At 61.7% G+C, this 21,472-nt stretch carries 24 protein-coding genes, 2 tRNA genes and 1 pseudogene; 5 read left to right on the top strand and 22 right to left on the bottom strand.

Going from position 1 to position 21,472, the window contains the following annotated elements:
• Window positions 1-79: 79 nt before the first annotated feature.
• Window positions 80-641: pseudogene (locus CK215_RS25845) on the top strand (type IV secretory system conjugative DNA transfer family protein); the annotation flags it as partial.
• 724 nt (window positions 642-1,365) lie between these two features.
• Here CK215_RS25845 and CK215_RS25850 read toward each other — a convergent pair.
• The 11 genes from CK215_RS25850 to CK215_RS31450 all read right to left on the bottom strand — a co-directional run bounded on the left by CK215_RS25850 (window position 1,366) and on the right by CK215_RS31450 (window position 8,691).
• Window positions 1,366-2,604, bottom strand: coding sequence for an integrase arm-type DNA-binding domain-containing protein (locus tag CK215_RS25850; RefSeq protein WP_095776684.1), 1,239 nt, complete (start codon window positions 2,602-2,604; stop codon window positions 1,366-1,368).
• A gap of 212 nt (window positions 2,605-2,816) precedes the next feature.
• Window positions 2,817-2,892, bottom strand: a tRNA-Phe gene (locus CK215_RS25855).
• Window positions 2,893-3,049: 157 nt separating this feature from the next.
• Entirely contained in the window at window positions 3,050-3,271 is a 222-nt protein-coding gene (gene yacG / locus CK215_RS25860; protein ID WP_067328558.1) for a DNA gyrase inhibitor YacG, read from the bottom strand.
• On the bottom strand, window positions 3,268-3,894 hold the full coding sequence (locus CK215_RS25865; RefSeq protein ID WP_066993800.1) for a Maf-like protein: 627 nt from the start codon (window positions 3,892-3,894) through the stop codon (window positions 3,268-3,270). The genes yacG and CK215_RS25865 overlap by 4 nt, the downstream gene beginning before the upstream one ends.
• 18 nt (window positions 3,895-3,912) lie before the next feature.
• Window positions 3,913-4,131, bottom strand: a complete 219-nt coding sequence (gene infA / locus CK215_RS25870; RefSeq protein WP_006200926.1) for a translation initiation factor IF-1 — start codon at window positions 4,129-4,131, stop codon at window positions 3,913-3,915.
• A 196-nt stretch (window positions 4,132-4,327) separates the two neighbouring features.
• A complete protein-coding gene (locus CK215_RS25875; protein ID WP_095832572.1) occupies window positions 4,328-4,792 on the bottom strand; it encodes a low molecular weight phosphatase family protein in 465 nt (154 codons plus the stop codon).
• Window positions 4,780-5,265, bottom strand: coding sequence for a UPF0262 family protein (locus tag CK215_RS25880; protein WP_066993793.1), 486 nt, complete (start codon window positions 5,263-5,265; stop codon window positions 4,780-4,782). The genes CK215_RS25875 and CK215_RS25880 overlap by 13 nt, the downstream gene beginning before the upstream one ends.
• Before the next feature lie 2 nt (window positions 5,266-5,267).
• Window positions 5,268-6,560, bottom strand: a complete 1,293-nt coding sequence (gene hisD / locus CK215_RS25885) for a histidinol dehydrogenase (RefSeq protein ID WP_095832573.1) — start codon at window positions 6,558-6,560, stop codon at window positions 5,268-5,270.
• A gap of 9 nt (window positions 6,561-6,569) precedes the next feature.
• Window positions 6,570-7,001: a DUF2948 family protein gene (locus CK215_RS25890; RefSeq protein WP_066993786.1), complete on the bottom strand. Its 432-nt coding sequence runs from the start codon at window positions 6,999-7,001 to the stop codon at window positions 6,570-6,572.
• Between the two features lie 78 nt (window positions 7,002-7,079).
• Window positions 7,080-8,372, bottom strand: a complete 1,293-nt coding sequence (murA, locus tag CK215_RS25895) for a UDP-N-acetylglucosamine 1-carboxyvinyltransferase (protein ID WP_095832574.1) — start codon at window positions 8,370-8,372, stop codon at window positions 7,080-7,082.
• Between the two features lie 142 nt (window positions 8,373-8,514).
• Window positions 8,515-8,691, bottom strand: a complete 177-nt coding sequence (locus tag CK215_RS31450) for a hypothetical protein (RefSeq protein WP_095832575.1) — start codon at window positions 8,689-8,691, stop codon at window positions 8,515-8,517.
• Window positions 8,692-8,915: 224 nt separating this feature from the next.
• Between CK215_RS31450 and CK215_RS25905 the strand changes: the two genes are divergently transcribed.
• Window positions 8,916-8,990 (top strand) — tRNA-Thr (locus CK215_RS25905).
• Here CK215_RS25905 and CK215_RS25910 read toward each other — a convergent pair.
• The 3 genes from CK215_RS25910 to CK215_RS25925 all read right to left on the bottom strand — a co-directional run bounded on the left by CK215_RS25910 (window position 8,969) and on the right by CK215_RS25925 (window position 11,587).
• A complete protein-coding gene (locus CK215_RS25910) occupies window positions 8,969-9,916 on the bottom strand; it encodes a helix-turn-helix transcriptional regulator (RefSeq protein ID WP_095832576.1) in 948 nt (315 codons plus the stop codon). The genes CK215_RS25905 and CK215_RS25910 overlap by 22 nt on opposite strands.
• Window positions 9,917-10,413: 497 nt before the next feature.
• The gene (locus CK215_RS25920; protein WP_210201693.1) at window positions 10,414-10,974 is read right to left on the bottom strand and encodes a helix-turn-helix domain-containing protein; all 561 of its coding nucleotides are present in this window, start codon (window positions 10,972-10,974) and stop codon (window positions 10,414-10,416) included.
• Window positions 10,967-11,587: a hypothetical protein gene (locus tag CK215_RS25925; RefSeq protein ID WP_095832579.1), complete on the bottom strand. Its 621-nt coding sequence runs from the start codon at window positions 11,585-11,587 to the stop codon at window positions 10,967-10,969. The genes CK215_RS25920 and CK215_RS25925 overlap by 8 nt, the downstream gene beginning before the upstream one ends.
• 139 nt (window positions 11,588-11,726) lie before the next feature.
• Here CK215_RS25925 and CK215_RS25930 point away from each other — a divergent pair, with 139 nt between their 5' ends.
• Both CK215_RS25930 and CK215_RS25940 read left to right on the top strand, forming a co-directional pair.
• Entirely contained in the window at window positions 11,727-12,014 is a 288-nt protein-coding gene (locus CK215_RS25930) for a helix-turn-helix transcriptional regulator (protein ID WP_095832580.1), read from the top strand.
• Window positions 12,015-12,520: 506 nt separating this feature from the next.
• Complete coding sequence (locus CK215_RS25940) at window positions 12,521-13,996, top strand: NAD-dependent succinate-semialdehyde dehydrogenase (RefSeq protein WP_095832582.1); 1,476 nt, start codon at window positions 12,521-12,523, stop codon at window positions 13,994-13,996.
• 65 nt (window positions 13,997-14,061) lie between these two features.
• On the opposite strand, the gene CK215_RS25945 is transcribed toward CK215_RS25940, so the two are convergent.
• A complete protein-coding gene (locus CK215_RS25945; RefSeq protein WP_095832583.1) occupies window positions 14,062-14,802 on the bottom strand; it encodes a GGDEF domain-containing protein in 741 nt (246 codons plus the stop codon).
• A gap of 258 nt (window positions 14,803-15,060) precedes the next feature.
• On the bottom strand, window positions 15,061-15,762 hold the full coding sequence (locus CK215_RS25950) for a thermonuclease family protein (RefSeq protein WP_095832584.1): 702 nt from the start codon (window positions 15,760-15,762) through the stop codon (window positions 15,061-15,063).
• Between the two features lie 130 nt (window positions 15,763-15,892).
• On the opposite strand from CK215_RS25950, the gene CK215_RS25955 reads away from it, so the two are divergent.
• Window positions 15,893-16,429: a hypothetical protein gene (locus tag CK215_RS25955; RefSeq protein WP_095832585.1), complete on the top strand. Its 537-nt coding sequence runs from the start codon at window positions 15,893-15,895 to the stop codon at window positions 16,427-16,429.
• A 43-nt stretch (window positions 16,430-16,472) separates the two neighbouring features.
• Here the strand turns inward: CK215_RS25955 and CK215_RS25960 are convergent, their stop codons facing one another.
• From CK215_RS25960 to CK215_RS25985, 6 genes are read right to left on the bottom strand one after another with little or no spacing between them, the layout of a single operon-like run.
• Window positions 16,473-17,015, bottom strand: a complete 543-nt coding sequence (locus CK215_RS25960) for a hypothetical protein (protein ID WP_095832586.1) — start codon at window positions 17,013-17,015, stop codon at window positions 16,473-16,475.
• A complete protein-coding gene (locus CK215_RS25965) occupies window positions 17,012-17,575 on the bottom strand; it encodes a L,D-transpeptidase (protein ID WP_095826893.1) in 564 nt (187 codons plus the stop codon). The genes CK215_RS25960 and CK215_RS25965 overlap by 4 nt, the downstream gene beginning before the upstream one ends.
• 55 nt (window positions 17,576-17,630) lie before the next feature.
• Entirely contained in the window at window positions 17,631-18,794 is a 1,164-nt protein-coding gene (locus tag CK215_RS25970) for an AAA family ATPase (RefSeq protein WP_095832602.1), read from the bottom strand.
• On the bottom strand, window positions 18,791-19,387 hold the full coding sequence (locus CK215_RS25975) for a TadE/TadG family type IV pilus assembly protein (protein WP_245418810.1): 597 nt from the start codon (window positions 19,385-19,387) through the stop codon (window positions 18,791-18,793). The genes CK215_RS25970 and CK215_RS25975 overlap by 4 nt, the downstream gene beginning before the upstream one ends.
• Before the next feature lie 41 nt (window positions 19,388-19,428).
• The gene (locus CK215_RS25980) at window positions 19,429-19,950 is read right to left on the bottom strand and encodes a TadE/TadG family type IV pilus assembly protein (RefSeq protein WP_095832588.1); all 522 of its coding nucleotides are present in this window, start codon (window positions 19,948-19,950) and stop codon (window positions 19,429-19,431) included.
• A 5-nt stretch (window positions 19,951-19,955) separates the two neighbouring features.
• Window positions 19,956-21,452 carry a TadE/TadG family type IV pilus assembly protein gene (locus CK215_RS25985; RefSeq protein WP_095832589.1) on the bottom strand — a complete coding sequence of 499 codons (1,497 nt, stop codon included), beginning with the start codon at window positions 21,450-21,452 and terminating at the stop codon, window positions 19,956-19,958.
• Window positions 21,453-21,472: the final 20 nt, after the last annotated feature.

The following is a 21,472-nucleotide window of genomic DNA, read 5'->3' on the forward strand; positions in this document are numbered from 1 at the left end:
TCAAGGGTTCTTTCGCAGGTTTGGTGCAGGGTGTGGGTTCGCGCCGAATGCTAAAAAAAGTGAAAGGCGGGTGGCCGGCGCGCGACAGCGTGGGTTGGTCACAACCTACGGCTCTTCGCGATGGGCCATTAACCAGGAGATCGACCAGGCAGGGTTGCTCCGGCCGGCCGGCGTTTTCCTGGGTAAACTGAAAGATCGGTATCTGTGCCATACCGGGCCAGAGAACGTCATGGCTTTTGCGCCGGCACGTTCGGGCAAGGGCGTCAGACTGGTTGTTCCAACGCTTCTTTCCTGGACCGGCTCAGCCGCATTCACGACATCAAAGGGGAGGAGTGGCAGTTGACGGCCGGCTGGCAGTCGAAGTTCTCGTACTGCCTGCTGTTCAACCCGGCCGATCCGAGTGAAAGTCCTCAAAGGTCCGAACGAGCTCCGCGACGTCCAGAACATCGCCGACATTCTCGTCGACCTCGGGGGGCGCTGGAACGCGGCGAAAAGACGAGTCATTCCCTCCTGATCGGCGCCACCCTGCCCGTGTTCTACGCCGAACAAGAAAGACGATCGCCCGTGCGTCACCTTTCTTGCCGGACCCACAACGCTCATTTGCCGCGACACTGCAGCGGATGATGACCACCAACCATCTAGCCGCCGCCATAGGCGTTGGCCTACAGCAGTGGGTTGCCGGGCTGGTGCTCTGGATCGCCGACCACAGCTCGCGGTCTTCGCAGCTCGCCGCGAGCCTTCGCAAACGTGTTTGTCCGCCACCTTCGCCCGAATGATTGGCTCGCATGCTGAATCGTTCAGAATATCACGGCAAAGCCGACCGGCTTGCCGATCATCTGCCTTGAGCCGCACTCGACGCGCACAGCATCGTCCTCAAAGGACGGCAGCTTTCAGCGCACCTTTCGGCTCCGCGGCTCCGATCTCAAGCGCGACTGAAGCCGAACTTGTAGTCAGGTGCGCGCGGCAAACTATGAGCTGAGAAGCTTGGCTCTGGCTGGGCATTTTTCTTTGACGCCGAGCGCATCGAAGCGCTGGACTATCGGCCTCATGCTAGTCGATGAAGAACGGCACGGCGCTTTCGATGGCAAGTCGCGCATTGCGAGAGCAGATATCGTCTGACTTTGCTGTTCATGCCGTCGCCGGACAAGCAAGCGCGTGCGGAAAGCGCACTCGTCGACTCGCATCATTCCAAAGGCGAGACAGACTCATACTTTCGTAGGTGAGACGATGGGACTGTCGCTCGCGCGCCTCGTGGATCACGGGAGTTCTGCTGGGGCGTCCTTTTCTGCCCGACGACGGTGGCGGGATGACCTACGCCGATCTGGTCGTGCGGTTGGAGATTCGTTTCGGCGTTTGCTGTTGGGTTCAAAGTGGGTCTGGTGTATGAACGGCAGGCTTGCCGCGTCGCCCGATCGAGTTCACTATCCCGCTTTTGCTCTCGAGTTCATCCAAATAATCTGCCCACCACTGCATCATCTTGACACGCTCTTCCCAATGCTCAGCCCGGGCGTAGGCACGACGAACGTCGTTGTTTTCGATGTGGGCCAGTTGCCGCTCTATGGCATCCGAATGCCAATTTCCGCATTCGTTTAGCAGAGTTGATGCCGTTGCTCGAAAACCGTGCGCTGTAGCTTCCTCTTTGCTATAGCCCATACGGCGAAGGGCGGCGTTAAGCGTGTTGTCGGAAATCGGGCGCGAACCCGATCGAACACTAGGAAACAACAGCGATCCACCACCAGAGATTTCTCTAAGTGAGGTCAGGACGCTGACCGCCTGCCTGGAAAGAGGTACACGGTGCGGCCTTCGCATCTTCATGCGTCCTTCAGGGATGCTCCACACCGACCTTTCAAAATCGAACTCATCCCATCCGGCCGCGCGCAGCTCGCCGGGGCGGGGAAACAATAGGGCCATCATCTTCAGGGCGGCTCGGGTTGTTGGCTGTCCATCAAACGCATTGATCGCCCTCAGCAAGCCTCCCAAGGCCTTAGGATCGGTAACTGCCGCACGCGGCGTGACCGTCGGACCGACGAGTGCCCCCCTCAGGGCGATCGTCGGATCTACATCGGCGCGTGCGGTTGCGATTGCATATCGAAACACGCTGCCGATAGTGGAGCGCAGTCGCCTAGCCGACTCGTATCGACCGCGAACCTCCACGCTGCGGAGAGCGGCCAGAATTGTGGCCGGATCGATCTCCCTAATGCTTTTGTCCCCAAATGTTGGATAGGCAAAGTCGAGCAACCATTTGACCTTGGTGATGGTCCGGTCGGCACGTCCCTCCTTCTTCAGCTTGTCGACATAATCCTCCGCGATTGAGCGAAAGGTGTCCTCTGCCGAAGCCTTTTGCGACTTACGCTCCTGTGCGGGGTCGATGCCACGTAGGAGAAGACGTTTGGCGGTATCGCGCGCCTCGCGTGCCTCAGCGAGGGAGATGAGGGGATAGCTGCCCAATGCCAGAAGCTTCTGCTTGCCCCCAAAACGATAGGCGAGGCGCCATAGCCGAGATCCGGTAGGCTGCACCCAAAGCTGGAGCCCGCCGCCGTCAGAAAATTTCACGAGCTTGGAAGCGGGTCGGGCATTTCGGCATTTCACGTCGGACAGCACCATTTTCGGGAGCTCCATTTGGCTGCATCGATACCATCAGGATCTCCAATACCATCGAAAATACCAGCCCTCCGCCTCGTTGGACCAACTACGCCGAAATTCCACAAAACACGACCAACCGCGCCTTGCGAGCGAAAATCACCAAGAATTTCAGATATTTGCCGAGACAAAAGCGTAGATGCTTCGGCGGAAGAGACTGTCGGGAGAAGGGGGGATGGTGCCCAGAGGCGGATTCGAACCACCGACACGCGGATTTTCAGTCCGCTGCTCTACCAACTGAGCTATCTGGGCCTGCGCCGGCTAACGGGCTCGTCCGCCGGGTTTCACGGAAGCGCCGGGTGGCGCCCCCCTCGAAAGCGCGTGGGTTATAGCACGGGAATTCGCCCTGTCCAGCGCTTAGGTGTTGATAAAGAAAAATCGCCGGGAAACGGCGTATTGCTACCGGCCTTCACTGCTCGTCTGTGGACGAAGGGCCTTGCTTGGGGCCCCCGTCTTCTTCCTCTTCGTCGTCGCGGCCGGGAATGACGTAGGCGCCTTTCAGCCAGCGATTGAGGTCGATGTCCTTGCAGCGTGTCGAGCAGAACGGATAGTGCTCCCGCACCGAAGGCTTGCCGCATTCGGGGCAGGGGCGCTTCGGCCTCAGCGGCGTGACCTTTTCGTCCGGGCTCATGGCCGCGCGACGTGCCAGTTCTTGTGCGGCTTGAAGCCCTCGCCGGACAGCAGCGCGATACTCTCGTAGAGCGGCAGGCCGACCACATTGGTGTAGGAGCCGACCAGCTTGACGACGAAGGAGCCGGCGAGGCCCTGCACGGCATAGCCGCCGGCCTTGCCGCGCCATTCGCCCGACGCGACATAGGCGTCGATCTCCTCGCGCGGCAGTCGCTTGAAGCGCACCCTGGTCTCCACCAGCCGCTGCCTGAGCTTGCCGCCCGGCGTGATCAGGCAGATGCCGGAATAGACCCGGTGCGAGCGGCCGGAAAGCAAGCCGAGGCAGTTCACCGCGTCGTCGATCGTCTCGGCCTTGGGCAGGATGCGCCGCCCCACCGCCACCACCGTGTCGGCGGCCAGGATGAAGGCCGGCGCATAGTCTTCCTCGCTCTTCAGCGAGGCGAACGCCTTCTCGGCCTTGTCCTTGGAAAGGCGCTTCGCCAGCGAGCGCGGATGCTCGGCGCGCAGCGGCGTCTCGTCGACATCGGCGGGCAGCACGCGGTCCGGTTCGATGCCGGCCTGCTGCAACAGCTCGATGCGACGCGGCGAACCCGAGGCAAGCACGAGCTTCTGCAGGATGCTCATCGCGTTCGCGCCGAATTGTTACTTGAAGCGGTAAGTGATGCGGCCCTTGGTCAGGTCGTAAGGCGTCATTTCGACCAGGACCTTGTCGCCGGTCAGCACGCGGATGCGGTTCTTGCGCATGCGGCCGGCCGTGTGGGCGATGATTTCGTGCTCGTTTTCGAGCTTCACCCGGAACATCGCATTGGGCAGCAGTTCCGTGACCACGCCCGGAAATTCGAGGACTTCTTCCTTCGGCATTCGATACCTTTGCTTGGATGGCGGTTCCGGGGCTTAGAGCATGATGCCGAAAAGTGTGAAGCGGTTTTCGGACGACATCATGCTCTACTCTTGATCTGGAGCCGGACGATTTCAGGTCGAACAGACCTGAACTCGTCCGACTCCAGCCGGAATTTGCGGCGGAACCTATATGATAATCGCCCGCTTGTGAACATGCTTAATCCGTCGCGTTTTTTGCTTCCGGAGGCAAGAAACGCCGGCTTATGCGCGTCTTCAGCCGCTCTCGCATATCGCGATAGGCGGCCATGATATGCTCGCGCGTGCCGCCGGTGTCGGTCGGGTCCGGCATCGGCCAGTACTCGACCTCGACGGCGAGCGAGCGGGTAAGCTCGAGCGCGGCGTGATGCGCTTCCGGCGCCAGCGTCACGATCAGGTCGAAATAATCGTCTTCCAGCTCGTCCAGCGTCCTCGGCTGCCGCTCGCCGAGCGTGAGACCCTCTTCGGCAAGCACGGCATCGACGAAGGGGTCGCGCTCGCCGCTGCGCACGCCGGCCGAGGCGACGAAAGTGGTGGCGGGCAGCATCCGCCGCGCCAGTTGCTCGGCCATCGGCGAGCGCACGGCATTCATGCCGCACACAAAAAGAATCGAATGCGGCAGCGCGGCCAGGACTACCCCCGCCAGTGCAGCACGCAGACGAGCGTGAACAACCGGCGCGCCGTGTCGAAGTCGATCTCGATCTTGCCGGCGAGCCGGTCCATCAGTGTTTGCGAGCCCTCATTGTGCAGGCCGCGGCGGCCCATGTCGATTGCCTCGATATGGCTGGGCGTGGAGGAGCGGATCGCCTCATAATAGCTTTCGCAGATCAGATAGTAATCCTTGACGATACGCCTAAGCGGCGTCAGCGACAGGATGTGGGTAACCACATCGGCGCCATTCTGGCGGCTGACGGCGAACACCAGGCGCGACTCGGCCAGCGACAGCTTCAGCCTGTATGGGCCGGCGCCATCGTCGTTGACCGGCCGGAAACTGTTTTCCTCGATCAGGTCGAAGATCGCCACTGCCCGCTCATGCTCGACATCGGGCGTCGAACGCCCGATCGATTCGTCGAGCTCGACGTCGATCAGCCTGTCGCGGTTTTGGTGGTGGCCGGACATCGCTACATGTTCAGCCTGATCGCCACCGATCGTGCGTGGGCGTCGAGCCCTTCCGCCTTGGCGAGCGCGATGGCCGCCGGCGCCAGCGCCTTGAGCTGCTCCGGGCCGAGCTTCAGGATCGAGGTGCGCTTGACGAAATCGAGCACGGACAAGCCAGACGAGAAGCGCGCCGAGCGCGCGGTCGGCAGCACGTGGTTGGAGCCGCCGACATAATCGCCGATGACTTCCGGCGTGTGGCGGCCGAGAAAAACGGCGCCGGCATTGCGCATCCGGGCGAGGAAGTTTTCGGCGTCGTCGAAAGCGAGCTCGACATGCTCGGCCGCGATGCGGTCGACCAGCGGCAGCGAAGCCTCGATCGTCGGCACCAGGATCACGGCGCCGAAATCGCGCCAGCTCGCCGCCGCCGTCACGGCGCGCGGCAGGCTCTTCAACTGGCGCTCGACCGCCTGCTCCACCGCCGTGCCAAATTCGGCATTGTCGGTGATGAGGATCGACTGCGCCGACGCGTCATGCTCGGCTTGCGCCAGCAGATCGGCGGCGATCCAGTCCGGATCGTTGTCCGCGTCTGCCACAACCAGCACTTCCGACGGCCCGGCAATCATGTCGATGCCGACACTGCCGAACACCTGGCGCTTGGCTGCCGCGACATAGGCATTGCCCGGCCCGACGATCTTGGCGACCGGCCGGATCGTCTCGGTGCCGTAGGCGAGCGCGGCGACGGCTTGCGCGCCGCCGACGCGGTAGATCTCGGAGACGCCGGCAAGGTCGGCCGCGACCAGAACCAGCGGATTGATGACGCCGCCCGAGGCCGGCACCACGATCACGATGCGCTCGACACCGGCGACCTTGGCCGGCACCGCGTTCATCAGCACCGAGCTCGGATAGCTCGCTGTGCCGCCGGGCACATAGAGCCCCACGGCATCGATCGCCGTCCAGCGCGAGCCGAGCTCGACGCCGGCAGCGTCCGTGTAGCGGTCGTCGTTCGGCTTCTGCCGCTCGTGATGGGAGCGGATGCGGTCGCGCGCGAATTCGAGCGCCGCGACTGTGGCTGGGTCGGCCGCGGCGTATGCCTTTTCGATGTCGGCCCTGGAAACGGCGATGCCGAGCCTGCTGAGATCGGCCTTGTCAAATTTCAGCGTGTAGTCGATGAGTGCCTTGTCGCCTTCGGCGCGCACCCGCGCGACGATGTCGCGCACCACGGCGTCGACGTCGGCCGATACCTCGCGCTTGGTGGTGAGGAATGCCGAAAAATGCAGCTCGAAATCGGCGTCGGTTTGGCTAAGCGTGATGGCCATCGTCGGTGCTCAGGTCCTGTGAACCGGGCGCGAGGTGGCTTCCCAGGAGCCGCCGACATCGGCGAGCCGCGCCTCGATGCACTCGACGTCGAGCATGATCGTGCCGCCTCCGGAAAAAACCAGCTCGATGATGCCGGCCGGCTTGCTGAATGCGACGAAGCTGACCGCCAAGAGCGACAGTATCTCCGCCGGCTTGTCGCGGGCGATGCCGCTGGTCTTGGCGCCCAGCACGCGGTCGAAATGGAGCACGCACTGGCGCCGTTCATTGTGCTGGCGGAAGAAGCCGGACCTCGCCTCCCAGACGAAGCGGTTCATGGTCAGCACGAAACGTTTGGCCGCCGGCAGGTATTCGAGGTCGGAGACCTTCATCACGGCGTCCTGGACGTGGGCCGAGATGATGCTCAGATCCTGGTCGTCGAGCGCGATGAGCTTGAGGGCCATGCGGAATGCGCACCTGAAGGTTGATTAGTCAATCTTCTGTTATGCGGTCTTTCCGCTCTGCGCAACCGAGGCGCTTTGTCAGCCCGAAATCCGCTCGATCACCGCGCCGCAGCCGGAAAGCTTCTCCTCCAGGCGCTCGAAACCGCGGTCGAGGTGGTAGACCCGGTTGACGGTGGTTTCGCCTTCGGCGGCAAGCCCTGCGATGACCAGCGACACCGAGGCGCGCAGGTCGGTCGCCATGACCGGCGCGCCCTTCAGCTTGGCGACGCCGTCGACGATCGCCGTCTGGCCGGACAGCGTGATGTGGGCGCCGAGGCGGGCAAGCTCCTGCACATGCATGAAGCGGTTCTCGAAGATCGTCTCGGTGATGCGCGACTTGCCCTTCGCCATCGTCATCAGGCCCATGAACTGCGCCTGCAGGTCGGTCGGGAAGGCGGGGAAGGGCGCGGTCGTCACATCCACCGGTGCGATGCCGGCGCCGTTGCGCTTGACGCGGATGCCGGCATTGGTCGGCGTGATCTCGGCGCCGGTCTCGGCAATGACGTCGAGCGCACTCTGCAACAGGTCGGGGCGCGCGCCTTCCAGCACCACGTCGCCGCCGGTCATCGCCACCGCCATGGCATAGGTTCCGGTCTCGATGCGATCGGGAATGACGCGCACGCGCGCCCCCGACAGCGCCTCGACGCCCTCGATGGTGATGGTGGAGGTGCCGGCGCCGTGGATCTTGGCGCCCATGGCGATCAGGCATTCGGCGAGATTGACGATTTCCGGCTCGCGGGCGGCGTTTTCGAGTACCGTCTCGCCCTTGGCGAGTGAGGCCGCCATCATCAGCACATGGGTGGCGCCGACCGACACTTTCGGGAACACGTAGCGGTTGCCGTGGAGACGACCGTTCTTGGTTTTGGCGACGACATAGCCGTTGTCGACGTCGAGCTCGGCGTCCAGCGCCTGCAGGCCGTCGAGGAAGAGGTCGACCGGGCGCGTGCCGATGGCGCAGCCGCCCGGCAGCGACACCTTGGCCTCACCCATGCGGGCAAGCAGCGGGCCGATAACCCAGAAGGAGGCGCGCATCTTGGACACCAGTTCGTAGGGCGCGGTGGTGTCGACGATGTTGCGGGCGGAGAAATTGATGGTGCGCGAATAGCCCTCCTGCTGCTTCTCGCGCCGGCCGTTGACGGAATAGTCGACGCCGTGATTGCCGAGGATGCGGATCAGTTGCTCGACATCGGCCAGATGCGGCACGTTTTCGAGCGTCAGCGTGTCGTCGGTGAGCAGCGAGGCGATCATCAGCGGCAGCGCCGCGTTCTTGGCGCCCGAAATCGGAATGCTTCCGCCAAGCTTATTGCCGCCGACAATTCTGATGCGATCCATGAAAGAACGTCCCCTCGGCCCGGACGGGCCGGTTTCAATCGGTTGAGTATATCCGGCTCTAGACTATCGGCCGGTGCGGTTCAAGAAATAGGATTTCCCCATCTGTGGACCGAGTGTGATCGGCCAGTGTGGCTGATTTCGGTTAGTCCTTGTGCATTTTTCCAGCAGTCGGCAATCCTTCCGGCCGATCGTCGGGATTGCCATCGCGCCGCGAACGCGCCTGCGCCTTTCGCTTCTGCAGGTTGGCACGCAGCGCGTCGGCCAGCCGGTCCTTGCGCTCGCCGTCGCGTTTTTTCGGCGTATTTGCCTTGTCGTTCATCGCCGGTCCCCGCCGGCGGATAGCCGGCTGTGGTTCAGGCATAGTTAACATTGTGGCGCCGCCATGTCATCGAAGCCTGCTCGCAAGCGGCTTCCACAGCCGCGGCATTCGACACCTGCCGCGGCAAAACTGCGCAGCGATTTCGGACGACGACATGCGTCGTTTTCAGGTTTTCTTGGCCTTGCGCTTGCCGGTTCGTTATGGCAGAAGCGCCGCCATCGCAGGCTGCGGTAGCTCAGTGGTAGAGCACTCCCTTGGTAAGGGAGAGGTCGAGAGTTCAATCCTCTCTCGCAGCACCAGTCGATTGCGTTGACATCTTTGCTTGAAAACGGGCGGACAGCGGCATCGCCCTTCGTTGATGTACACTTGGTCGGTTGCGGGTCAATTTGCGGTAACGGTCGCTCGGAACTTCCATGATCGCGACGTGATCAAGGTTGGCGTATCGCGCTCGGTAGTAGCCCTCCTCCTCAATTTCAGCGAAAGTAGATTGGGGAACTTTAAAGGCTTTAGCCTCCAATCCGAAAAAAGTGCCGGCGCTTCCGCTATCCAGAAAATTCCACTCGTCCTCTCCGTTGAGGTATGTGACACGAACAAAAGAGACCATCCGAGCGGCCTCCTCTTCGCTGATCTTTGCAACTATAATTTCACATTCGTTCTTCAATTTTTCGGAAAGCTCGGTTACCTCCAAATCATCAAGTGCTCCATACACTTCCTGGCTATAATATTGTGGCGTCGGTTGAACGTCATCGCCAATCAGTTCGATTGATTGGATGCATTTCGGGTTAACGAGAACAATCTTATTGTCGAGACTGAAACAGTAAAGCCACCGACTATTATCTCGGCCTGTAGGAAGGCTGTTGATTTGAAATAAGATATCGACACGAGTCTGTTCATCAATAGGATACTTGCGTATTCCAGCCGCCGTTCTTAACTTAAGTGTCCCGTACGGAATATTATGGCGAAAAAGTACCGAGTCTCTAGTAAGATGATCCTCAACGTCGTCACCGACGTCGAATAATTGCTCAGTTGTGCACCTTAACGCTAAGCAAAGATTATTTATTTGTTCAGCGCTCAACGGTTCTTTTCCTGTTTCCCACCGGGAAACAGTCTGTCGAGTCGTCCCAACATCTGTGGCCAGATCTTTTTGGCTGATTCCCAAACGAGTACGAAGTTCACGAAGGGAGAAGGCTACGCGCACTCCATTCGAAAATTGGGGGGCGGTCATAATGGATACCTCCTATTCATGTCACTTGTCCGGTCTGATAGAGCGGACGAATCCCTAAGCTCCTTCTCGAGCAGGTCCTCAAGGTATGGGCTCTAGTGAATCCGCGCTTCCTGAACATTCGCCAAGTTTCGCTGTTTCCCTGCAAATTTAGAACAGCCTTTTTGCCGCCTTTTGCGGCCGATTACCCGCCCTCAGGGGATCATGGTGCTGATTTTGAAGCTGGTGCGGGCTCGACAGCCGCGTCATTGACGCTTCGGCAAACCTAGGAGGGCAAGATCTGCACACGCGAGCCAGGGGGCCGGCGCGGTAGCAACGTCAAGAGCGCAATGGGTCAGGCTCTTATCTGAGGTGTGTTTCTCGGTCTGGATCTCGTGGACGGTCGGCCTGAGTAGATGGTCAGCATCTTCGCATTCGGCAATGAGGGCGCGCATCTCATCCGAAAATACCCTCAAGCCCGCCTGTGTTCGGCGGGCGCGGGTTAGTCTATCTGGCCTCGTTTAGCTCAGTTTGCCGTCGAGAATTGCCAATTGCTCTCCCAACGTGGCGATCAAGGCCGATACGCGTTTGCGCACTCGCGGGTCAATATTCATCAGAGCTTCGATCAGCCGTCGTCCTTCCGCACTGGCAATAAAGTCTAAGCGCTCATCGATCAGTAGAGGCGGAGTGCTACTACTCATCTCGTTGTTTCCCGGCAGGCCTTGGAAGAAACGGCTGACAGGAACGCCGAGCGAGCTGCCGATCTCGAAGAGCATCGAGGCGCTCACGCGATTCCTCGCGTTCTCGTATTTCTGAAGCTGTTGGAAGCTGATGCCTATCGACCGAGCAAGCTGCGCCTGCGAAATGTCCGACTGGACGCGAACCGCGGCTATCTGCCTACCGACATGCTGATCGGCAGAATGAGGGCGACTGTCGACGCCTGGCTCCTGCCAAGCCTTGAAGAGGTCGGATTTCGATTCCGGCGAGTTTTTTCGGAATTCCACCTCCCGCCCGGCGGCAGGGGAGTTGCAGGCCGCACCGCACGGCTCCGCAGCCTCCCGGCTCGCGCTTGTCTTAGCCAAGCCGGCCGATATCCTCTAGGGCCGAACGTATCTGCGGCCAAGGAAGCTCAGCATCTTCCTTTGAAGTCTGTCCTTCCCTAAGCACGGCATCCAGCTTGGCCGCGACCCCGGCTAAGGAATTAGCGGGGGTTTCCGATAATAGGTAGAGCAATGCTTCCGCTCGAGCAGCAGCCTCGCGCTCAGCGCGCAACGTGGCGGTATAGCCAACTTCCCTGTCGGCGGTATCCCAGCGCATCTGATGCGCCGCGAACTCTGCTTCAGCCTTCGCGTGAGCCGCCCCATTTTCTTGGCTGAGATCGAGCACTTCATGAAGCGCCTCAAGTGAATGCGCCGTCATTCTCTCGCCGTCGCGCAGCAGGATGGTCGCACAAGGAACGCCGACGGTTTCGACGAGCTTCCGCTCAAGGCGGTGTTGCTGAAGGCACAGTTGCTCGGTTTCGTCGTGGGCTGCCTGCCATTCGCGCCACACAGCCACCGCCGGATCGGCGGATTGATCCGTTCCGGAATGGTTGCCGTCGACCGCTCGCGGCTGCTCTCCCGAGTTTGGCGTTGCAGGAAGTAACCTGCTGCGGGTGACGCGGGCCAAAGTCATGCTATTGTCGGAATCACCCATGATCCGAGCTCCCTGAAGCTAGGCGTGGTCAGGCTGACCTGGGTGTTGCCGCACCTCGGTCAGCCGCTCTGGATATCACCTCGATTACCGGGTCGCTCCAGAGGGAATTGATGGAAAAAATATCAAAGTGACTTTGTAAATGTCAATAGAAAATCTATCAAATAATCCCGCGGTCGTCACCACGAGACAGATCAAGGCGGCAAGGGCATTGCTGGGCTGGTCTCAAGAAGACTTGGCAGAGCGGTCTGCAGTTTCAGAACCAACGATTGCGCGTCTGGAAGCCGAAGATGGCCCGCTTGGCGGTCGTCCAGAAACGGCGACGAAGATCATCAACGCTTTGGTAGCCGCAGGTATCGAATTCATTCTGGAGAATGGCGGCGGCCCGGGCGTGCGCCAGATTAGAAGGCTTCCAACCGCACACCGGTGAGGCTGTAGTCGCATAGGCTGACGGCTAATTCCCTCTCGTCTGTAAGGCTCTTTATTCCACGACAAGACCCCGCGAGAAAACGATGAGTTGAGTTGTTTGTCGGTACGCTGAACGCAGTGCAAGGTTCCTGCTGCTTTCGGCCGAGGTCCGGAATTTGAACAGCGGCGACCGTGATCGGCTAAAGACCTATGTGGTCCTGCTCACTCACGAAATCGGCAGGGCCGTCAGTGAGGGTATGGCGGAGAAGGCCTGGTTCTGGGCGATAGAGGCTTACCTTAACGATGCGATATTCGCCCAATGTCGGTCCGAACCGGATCGTCGCGTTGTTGGTGTGTTGTCTGAGGACTTGATACGGCTGGCGCTCGCATTGAGGAGATATGCAGCGCTCGCATTGAGGAGATATGCAGGTGGGTCTACCGCAGTTCGCGCCAGGCCCTATGAAAGGGGGGCGCAGAACACACGCTGGCGCCAGATGCCCATCAATCTCTGCGAGAAGGAGACCGACATTGTCCATGTGCCTGCCGATCACGCGCCACCTGAAATCCCCTGACCTGTTCGGCGCGATCGACCGGGTGCCGGCGCTTGGCACGCCGGTTGGCGGGAGCACGTTCGAGGTCTTCAATCCATCGACGGGAGAATTGCTGGCGGAACTTCCCGACATGGGGATTGCGGAGACGCGCGCGGCGATCGACAGGGCCTATGCCGCGCAGGCCGAATGGGCGGGGCTGACGGCCCGGGAGCGCAGCGAAATGCTCTGGCAATGGCATCAACTGATCGTCACCCACACCGACGATCTCGCCGCGATCCTCACCGCGGAGATGGGCAAGCCGCTCGCCGAAGCCAGATCGGAAGTCTCGCATGCGGCGGCGTATCTGCAATGGTATGCCGAGGAGGCCAATCGCATCTATGGCGAGACGATCTCGGCACCGTCGACCGACCGCCGCATGCTGGTGATCAAGCAGCCGATCGGCGTCGTCGGCACGATCACGCCATGGAACTTTCCCGCATCGATGGTGGCGCGCAAGATCTCGCCGGCGCTGGCGGCAGGCTGCGCGATTGTGCTTAAGCCTGCCGAACAGACGCCGCTTGTCGCAGGCGCCATGTTCGCGCTCGCCGCCGAGGCCGGCTTTCCCGATGGTGTCGTGAATCTCATCTATGCTTCGAAGGGTGCCGCGGTGGGGCGCGAGCTCTGCCACAATCCCAAAGTGCGCAAGATCAGTTTTACCGGCTCGACCGAGGTCGGACGCCTGCTCATGCGCCAGTGCTCGGACCAGATCAAGAAGGTCAGTCTCGAGCTGGGCGGCAATGCGCCTTTCATCGTCTTCAACGACGCCGACATCGATGCCGCCGTGGACGGGGCGGTCCAGGCGAAGTTCCGCAATGCCGGCCAGACTTGCGTTTCGGCGAACCGACTTTACGTCCAGTCGGACGTTCACGATGAGTTCGTCGACAAATTCGTCCGGCGGGTCGGCGAGCTTCAGGTCGGTGACGGTTTCGATCCCGGCGTCGCCATCGGCCCGCTGATCGACAGGCGGGCGCTCGCCAAGATCGAATCCCACATCGCCGATGCCGTGGCAAAGGGCGGCGCGATCCGGTGCGGCGGAGGCCGGATTGCCAGGGACGGCACGTTTTTCCAGCCGACGGTCCTTACCGACGTCTCCAGCGCGATGACGGTGGCGCAGGAGGAGACATTCGGGCCGTTGGCCCCCGTCATCCGTTTCGAGGATGCCGATCAGGTCGTGCGTGAGGCCAACGACACGATCTACGGACTAGCCGCCTATTTCTATGCGTCCAACCTGAAGCGCGTCTGGCGCGTGGCGGAGGCCCTGGAATACGGCATGGTGGGCATCAACACCGGGCGCATGTCCTCGGAAGCGGCACCCTTCGGTGGCGTCAAGCAGTCCGGCATCGGACGGGAGGGGTCCCGCCACGGCCTTGAGGACTACCTTGAGATGAAATATCTCTGCATGGGCGGCATCTGAGACGCAGGGATTTGAACCGCAGCTCCCGCCAGGTTGTCGGCGGGGTTGGCCGCTGGTCGCGCCGCTCAGTTGTTGAAATGGGACAGGTGAAAGCCGGTCTCGTCCTGCAACTCGGACAATCCTTCCTCGGCCGAGCGGAACATGTCTTCGAAAGCCAATTCATGTTCGAAGACGACGCCGCCGACGCGGATGGCGAGCACGTCCTTGTCGCCTTTCGGCGCGAAATAGATCTGCCCGACCGCTTCCCGGACGCGCTTGCCGACCTCTTTGGCGTCCTCCTCGGTCGCGCCCGCGAGGAAAACACCGAACATCGCCGTTCCGATGCGGCCGATCAGATCCTCCTTGCGCACCGAGGACCTGATGGCGGTGGCGATCAGCCGCAAGGCTTCGTCGCCCCATTCGAGGCCGAAGCGCAAATTGATCGCCGAAAGATGCTCCGGATGGATGACGAGAAAAGCGCCGGAGCGCGGCCCGGCCGGTCTGGCGGCTCGCCTGTCGACCATCGACGTGAACACGGCCCCGTTGAGGCAGCCGGTCAGATGGTCGTAGGTGCCGGATCTGGTGAGCTCCTGCCGGTAACGGCGGATCTCGACCTCTCTCCAGCCGAGTAAGGCAAAAAGCGGCAGACCGATGATAATGGGCAGAAGGGCGGCCGTGATGACGCTGCGGCCGAACGGCGTCAACGCGTCGCTGAGCAGCAGCAGATAGTTGAGGCCGAGCGACAGGCCGACGCAGCCGGCGGTGCCCAGCAGGGTCAGCCAGACGACATGCTTCCAGGCCTCTGCCGGCGCGGTCTCGGTTTTCATACTCACTGGCCAATCTCCTGTTGGACGCATTGGCATAAAGGCGGTGTGTTACGATTTCCGTTTCAGCGTGGCCTACAATTTGAAGGAAATCAGTGTCTTTCTCCCTGGATGGCGCCGGCGGCTGCGGCCCGGTTCTCGCTTCGATCTGATTAGTCGCTGAAACGGGTCAGCGTTTGGTAGGATCGCCGAGCTGCTTTAGCCATTCCGTTTTTACGCAATGCCGCAGGCAGGGCCGTTGCGTGCCTTTCCGGGTATGCCCTATTGCGGCGGGCCGAAGATACCCATCTCGGCAGCCCTGGCGACGGATTCGGCTTTGCCGTAGATGCCCGAGGGGGACGCCATCGCCCAGCCATTGGCAACCAGCCAGGCGCCGACATCCTGTTTGCCGAGCATGCACGGCGCGGCGATGGCAAAACGGTCGGCATCGGGCGGCAAGACGCATTTCAGCGCCCGGCCGCGCAGCCAGGCATTGAAAGCGGCGCGGGCGCGCTGCCCGCAGGGCCAGATGGCGTCGCCGAATGCGCAGGTTTTGGCGGGATCGACCTCGATGGTCCCGCTGACGATCACCCTGCGCCCCATGGCCTCGAAGATCGCCGACGAGGTGGCGACCGGGCGATAAAGCAGCGTCTCATGCCAGTCCTGCGGCATCGGCGTCTTCGGCGGCACGGCGAGGCCGATCTCGCCGAGCGGAGGGCGGGGCTCGATGCGCTCGATCCGCGCTACGTCGAGCGGCGGCGGCGCGATGAGGTGCTCGGCTATCCTGCGCGCCGGCTGGCCTGGCCGCGTGTCATGGACGGCGATGCGCGAGGCAGATCGGGCCTCGCTCGCGACCTGGGGTGGCGGGGAGGGGAGGTCGGGCGGCAACCAGTGCCTCGACGCGGCAACCAGCAGCGCACCGGCGACCAGCCCGAGGCTGCCGAGCGTCGTGGCAAGCCGGCCGGTCGATTTCGCCTCGCCCAAAGCGCGCCTCGTCGTTTCACCGGATCATACATTAGGCGCCGATGACATCGCTTGAAAAGCAAGGCTTCGCGTTAAGTCTCGAGCAACCAATGCGGCCTACAATCGAGCATCGAATGTCGAGGGGGATGACATGACGCGCAAGCCGACACTGCTCTTTGCCTTCCCGGCACTCATGCTGTTCCTGCTGGCGGCGGAACGGACGGCGACGTTCCTGCTCGGAACCTATTCGGCCAGCCCGACCATGTGGCGCATCTGGCTCGAGCTTCGCCCCTTCTCGACGATGTTCTGGCAGCAGGTCGACTTCTATCTCGGCGGCTCGATGGCCATCGATGCCGCCGCCATCATAGTTGCGTCAGGCGTCTGCTGGATGGCTTGCCAGGCCAAGAGGTCCGCCGGCTTCTTCCTCGCCAACCATGCCGCGCTAATGTTCGCCGGTCTGATGATAGCGGCCGGCAGCCATTCGGAAACGGCGAGCACGATCGCCACCTTCACGGCGCCGCGCGGCCTTCAATTCTCGCTGGCGATCGATTTCAGCTTGAAAAACTGCATGGTGCTGTGCCTTGGCCTTGTGGCCTGCGCCTATTGCCATGTCGCCTTCCTGCGCGAGGCGAGGCTGCGCGCCGAAGCTCGCGCCGTCCGCATCCTGGCGCTGCAACGTGACCTTTAAACCGTGCTGATCGGAATGCTTTCCGCTATCGCTCGATGCCGCATCAGTTGATCTTCTTGTAATAGACTTTGCCGTCGGCCTGCTGGATGCGCTGATAGGACGGATTGGCGGGCGGCGCGGCCTTGTCCTTGAATGCCGGCGCGCCGACGGACGGGTTTTCACCTGCCGAGGCCTCCGCCACAGTCGTGTTGGCGAAACTGGGCTCTGGCGCCCGCGGCGTTTCGGCACCGGCGGCGACGGGCTGGCCCTGCTCAAGCCGGGCAAGATTGCCGTTTATCTGGCCGAAACTCGCCTGCAGCTGCCGGTCCAGCGTCTCGAACCGGCTCTGGAAGCCGTTGTTGACGGTATCGATGCGCGCGCCGATCCGCTGCTCGAACTGACCGAGCTGGTCCAGCCGCGCCTCCAATGCCCGAAGGTCGTTGACGCCGCGATAGAGATAGATGGCGGCGGTGACGTTGATGGCGGTCACAAGGACCGCGCCGGCCGCCACGGCGCCGATGGTTCTCGCCCGGCTCGCCTTGCCCGGCGCCTTTTCCTGTTCGCTGAGTTCGATTGCCGGAATGTCCGGCTCGCTGATCATCGTCATTCAACCACCACCTTTGCGCCCACCGCGACGCGCTTGAAAAGATCTATCACATCCGTGTTCGTCAGCCGAAAACATCCGGACGTGCCGTCGAAGCCGACACCTTTGGGATCGTTGGTGCCATGGATGCGATAGAGTGTGTCGCGCCCGTCGCGCGACAGATAGAGCGCCCTGGCGCCGAGCGGATTGTAGGGGCCGGCGGGCACCATCGCCGGCAGCTCCGGTTGGCGGACGCGCATTTCTTTGGGCGGGCGCCATTCCGGCCATTCGGTCTTGGCTGCGACCTTGACGGTTCCGGTCCAGCCGAAGCCGTCGCGGCCGACGCTGATCTGGTAGCGCAGCGCCCGGCTCTTGTTCGTCACCAGATAGAGCGCCTTCTCGCTTTTGCGGATGATAATGGTTCCCGGCTGCTCGCCGGTCTGGAAGGCGACCGTCTTGCGCAGGCTGGGGCCCATGGCGGGAAGCGGCGGCAGCCCCGACCCGGCTTCCGCGAGATCGCAAGGCGCCGCCAGGGCGATGCCGATCAGGCAGGCACCGGCGAAGCCTGTCGCTATCCGCCGCATTTGCTTTCTCGCAAATCCTGATGGAAAACCGCTGCGCGGATCTCCTGGAGTCGCTCTAGCGCTGGGCATTGTCCAGCCGCTCCTTGAACATGCGCTTCAGGTCCTTGTTGAATCGGGCCCGCCCGTCCACCTCGGAGGGCAGTATGGCGCGGTTCAGCGCATCGGCGAGCAGCGCGTTGTCGAGCACCAGCGATTTGATGTGCGGCGCCTTGAAGATCTTCTCCAGCTCGCTGCGCGAGAAGTGGTTGCCGAACCATTTGCGCTTGTGCTTGTTGGCGACCAGCGTGATCGAGACGCCGTTGCCGCGCAATTCGCGGATCTTCTTGTAGAGCCGCTTGCCCTGCCTGAGCGAGGCGACGTTGAGCTCGAAGACGATGAAGATCTCATCGCTGGTGCGCAGCACCGACTCGTGCCACGGCGTCTCGATGTTGGGCAGGTCGATGAGGATGTCGTCGAAGCGGTAGGCGACGAGGTCGAGCAGCCGGAAGACGAAATCGGCGCCGCGCGGTTCGAACGGCAATTGCGGCCGCTCGAAGGAATAGAGCGTGAGGCCGGACGGCCGCGACAGCTTGATGACGTCCATCAGTTCGACATCGAGCCGCTCCGGCTGGCCGATGATGCCGGCAAGGTCGAACTGGTTGAACTGGTTGAGATAGGCGCCGCAATTGGCGCTCTGGAAGTCGAGGTCGACAAGGCAGGTCGAGGCCGCCCGCTCGGCCGATTTCGAGGCGAGATGCTCCGCCGCCGAGATCGCCAGCGTGGTCGCGCCGGCGCCGCCGCTGGCGGCAATGAAGGTGACGATCCGGCTTTTGGTGCCCTGGTTGCCGGTGTCGTGGAAGGTGACTGCGTTGAGCAGCTCCTTGGGGTCGAGCGGCTTGTGCAGCCAGTCCGACGCATTCATGCGCACCAGCACCCGCGTCTGCTCCGACGTCAGCTCGCCCGACACCGCGATCAGCGGCACCGAAGCCCAGGCCGAGCGCGCCTCGACCAGCGCATTGTTGCCGAGCAGCTCGCCATCGCCGAGATCGAGGATGATGATGCCCGGCCGCGCATCGACCGGCGGCCCCTTGAGGAACTCGACCGCCTCCGAAACCTTGACGTCGTAGATCGCCAGCGCGTCGAGCCGCGTGGTCACGTCGTGCCTGAAATTCGCATCGGACGAAAACAGCGCGACCTGCTTGCGTTTCGTCGGCAGCACTCTGGTGTCGATGGCGTTCATGGCCATGTACTCTTTAAATCTTCACCCGTTACTGTACTCAGCATGGAAGGCATGTTGATGTTGCCGAATCCCATCAGTCCCTCGAGGAAGAAGAACTGGAAGGTTCGGTTTTGCAGGCTGACCGTGATCGTTGGCACGGGACCACCGAGGCGGGTCTGGTAGCCAAGACCGGTCGCCGTGTAGGTGACGACGACGTTGCTGCGCACCAGGCCCGAGAAGAAGTGGCACATCCCGGGTCTTTGGGTGCCGGTCAGGGCTGGACAGGCATCGTCGTTGGTATTGGCCGTATCGCCGCGGAAAACCCGGCTGAATGCGGCGGCGTTGAAGCCACCATTGTTGGTGCAGGCCCCCGTGGCACCGGTGTAACTGCAAACGAACGGACCGTAAGCGCCGGCGACGACCGGGGCGCCGGGATTGGCCGTTGGTGCGGCGGTGGCAAGATTGGTCGCGACGGCATCCGATATTGAGGCAAGCCGCGCCCCGACCTGGACCGCTTTGGTCGCTGCATTCCACTGATAGAAGGCGTAGCCGAAGTCAACGAAGCCGAGCGTCAACGCAAAGAGCAAAGTGGCGACGATGGTCATCTCGACCATGGCCGCACCCTCCTCGGATTTTGCGAAACGCCTGATCATGGTCAAAACCGCATCAACCGTTCTTGATGTGAGCCGCTCAGGGTGATCGGGCCAATGCCAATGAAAGACAGCATGCCGACGCCGGTGTAGGGGTAGGTTCCGTCTGCCTGGACGACGCAGACTTGCGCGGTCGTCGATCGATATTGCGTGACGCCGGCAACCACGGCATCGTGGCAACTGGTCCCAATCGTCACTGTGACATTGGCCTTCTGCCAGCCGGGGACGCGTGCGGTGCCGGTTCCAGCTACATTGCCGAATACCGCGATATTAGTCGCGATATCCGCGCAGTTTATTGCCGCTAGCCCGGCATCCGTATAAATCTGGCTGTTGCATCGCGCACCAAAACGGGCTCCGTCGGAAAGTCCGGCCTCCATCAGAAGCTTGTCGTGGATGAGGTTGCCGAACTCGAACACTCCAGCTGAGAGCGTAAGCATCAACGGTGCGACAAGGGTCATCTCGATCAACACTGCACCGCGTTGGTCGCGCCGAAATCTTGCAAGATGACGAAGGATAAGGCCAAGCATTTTCGTCACCGATAAAGCTGAGCTTCGTCGCGCAGGAAACTATCGAGCGTCCCCTGTCCGCTGCGACCCGTTATGTCGACGAGTTCGACGAAAACGGAGCCACCTGCATTGGCACCCGGCACGGGCTCGGTCAGGAAAAAGCTTGCGAACGCTTCGACGGGAAGATTGGTGCTGTTGCCGTTCAGATCGTTCCCCGCGGCTTCCAGCGCGTTGCAGTTGAGAATCGCGCCGTAGAGCAGACGACGATCAACGGTTGTCACCGGCGGCTGGCAGGAACTCGGCGGTGTTCCTACTTCTCCACCCGCGGAGGCGGTTCCGACCAGATTGTTCGCAATCTCGTATTTGTAGACCTGATACCGGGTCGGCGTGGTCGTGTTCCAAGACGATGGATAGCTGGTTCCACCGAAGTTGGTGCTCCAATAGGTGGACAGGTTCCAGTTTCCGTCGCCCATCCGGCCGCCCATGTATGGAGTGGTGCCATCGCGCGGCAGGCCCATATTCCCGGTAGCGTTGAATGTCAGCTGATTGTAGCTGGGGCACTGATTGCTGTTGCCGTTCCCATTCCCACCGGTTGACGCTCCCTTCCGCACATTCGAGGCGGGGCCGTACTCCGCACTGTTGAAGGCATTGCCGCTGGGATTGATGCCGAAACGTACGTTAAATGCATCCTGAATCGGGCCGGTGTTCTGGCCGGTTTTGGTGCTCACGCCCTGGGACGAATAACAGCCGATCGGCCTCGACGTTGCGATTGTCTGCGCAAGCGCCTGCGCTCCGTTGCCGACGCCGTCCGGCGGCGCCAAGAAGCCGAAATTGCCGGGGCCGTATGCGGCATTGTTTCCGACTGTACGAAGTTCGATCAGGCGCCGGCGGATAGAAGTATCGGCCACGGCCTGCTCGAGTGTAGCGCCGCCAGCGGAATTGGTGCCGTTGATCATCTCATAGGGATTGCAGATGAAGACGGGCGTGTAGTTGCAGACACCGGAGGTAAACCCTGCGACAGAGACCGCGCCGACATTGAAGCTGTTGTTCGCGGTGTTGCCGGTCAAGAACGACGCCGGGAATATGGCTGCGAAGCCAACGGGCGTCACGGTCACGCGGACGAACCGAGCGTTCGGGGCATCCGTCACTTCGTCGGTGATGATATTGGCTGCTGCGATAGCGGAATTGTCGGATGCCGGAAGTGAACGTAGGTAGGTTCTTGTCACCCCGGCAGCGAGCAATGTTTGCGGAACGTTAGCTGTCGAGAAGGTATATTGGTTGCTCACCAGGGTCGCTAGCGCCCGATCAGCGCGGACAATCGAGTCGGTGCGGCCATCCAATTCCGCAGCCGAGGCGAGGGCCATTGCGTCTCCCGCCTTCTGCAGGTCGTTGTGCATGTTGTTGACCCGGCTCATGTCAATCGCCAGGAGCGAGAAGCCGATGATCGCCGGCAACATAATGGTAACGAGCAGCAGCGCTATGCCTCGCTGATCGCGCCAAAATCTGCGTATGGTCCCCAACATGACCCTACCCTTTACCCCTT

The organism is Mesorhizobium sp. WSM3864 (assembly GCF_002294955.1).
Lineage (GTDB): Bacteria > Pseudomonadota > Alphaproteobacteria > Rhizobiales > Rhizobiaceae > Mesorhizobium.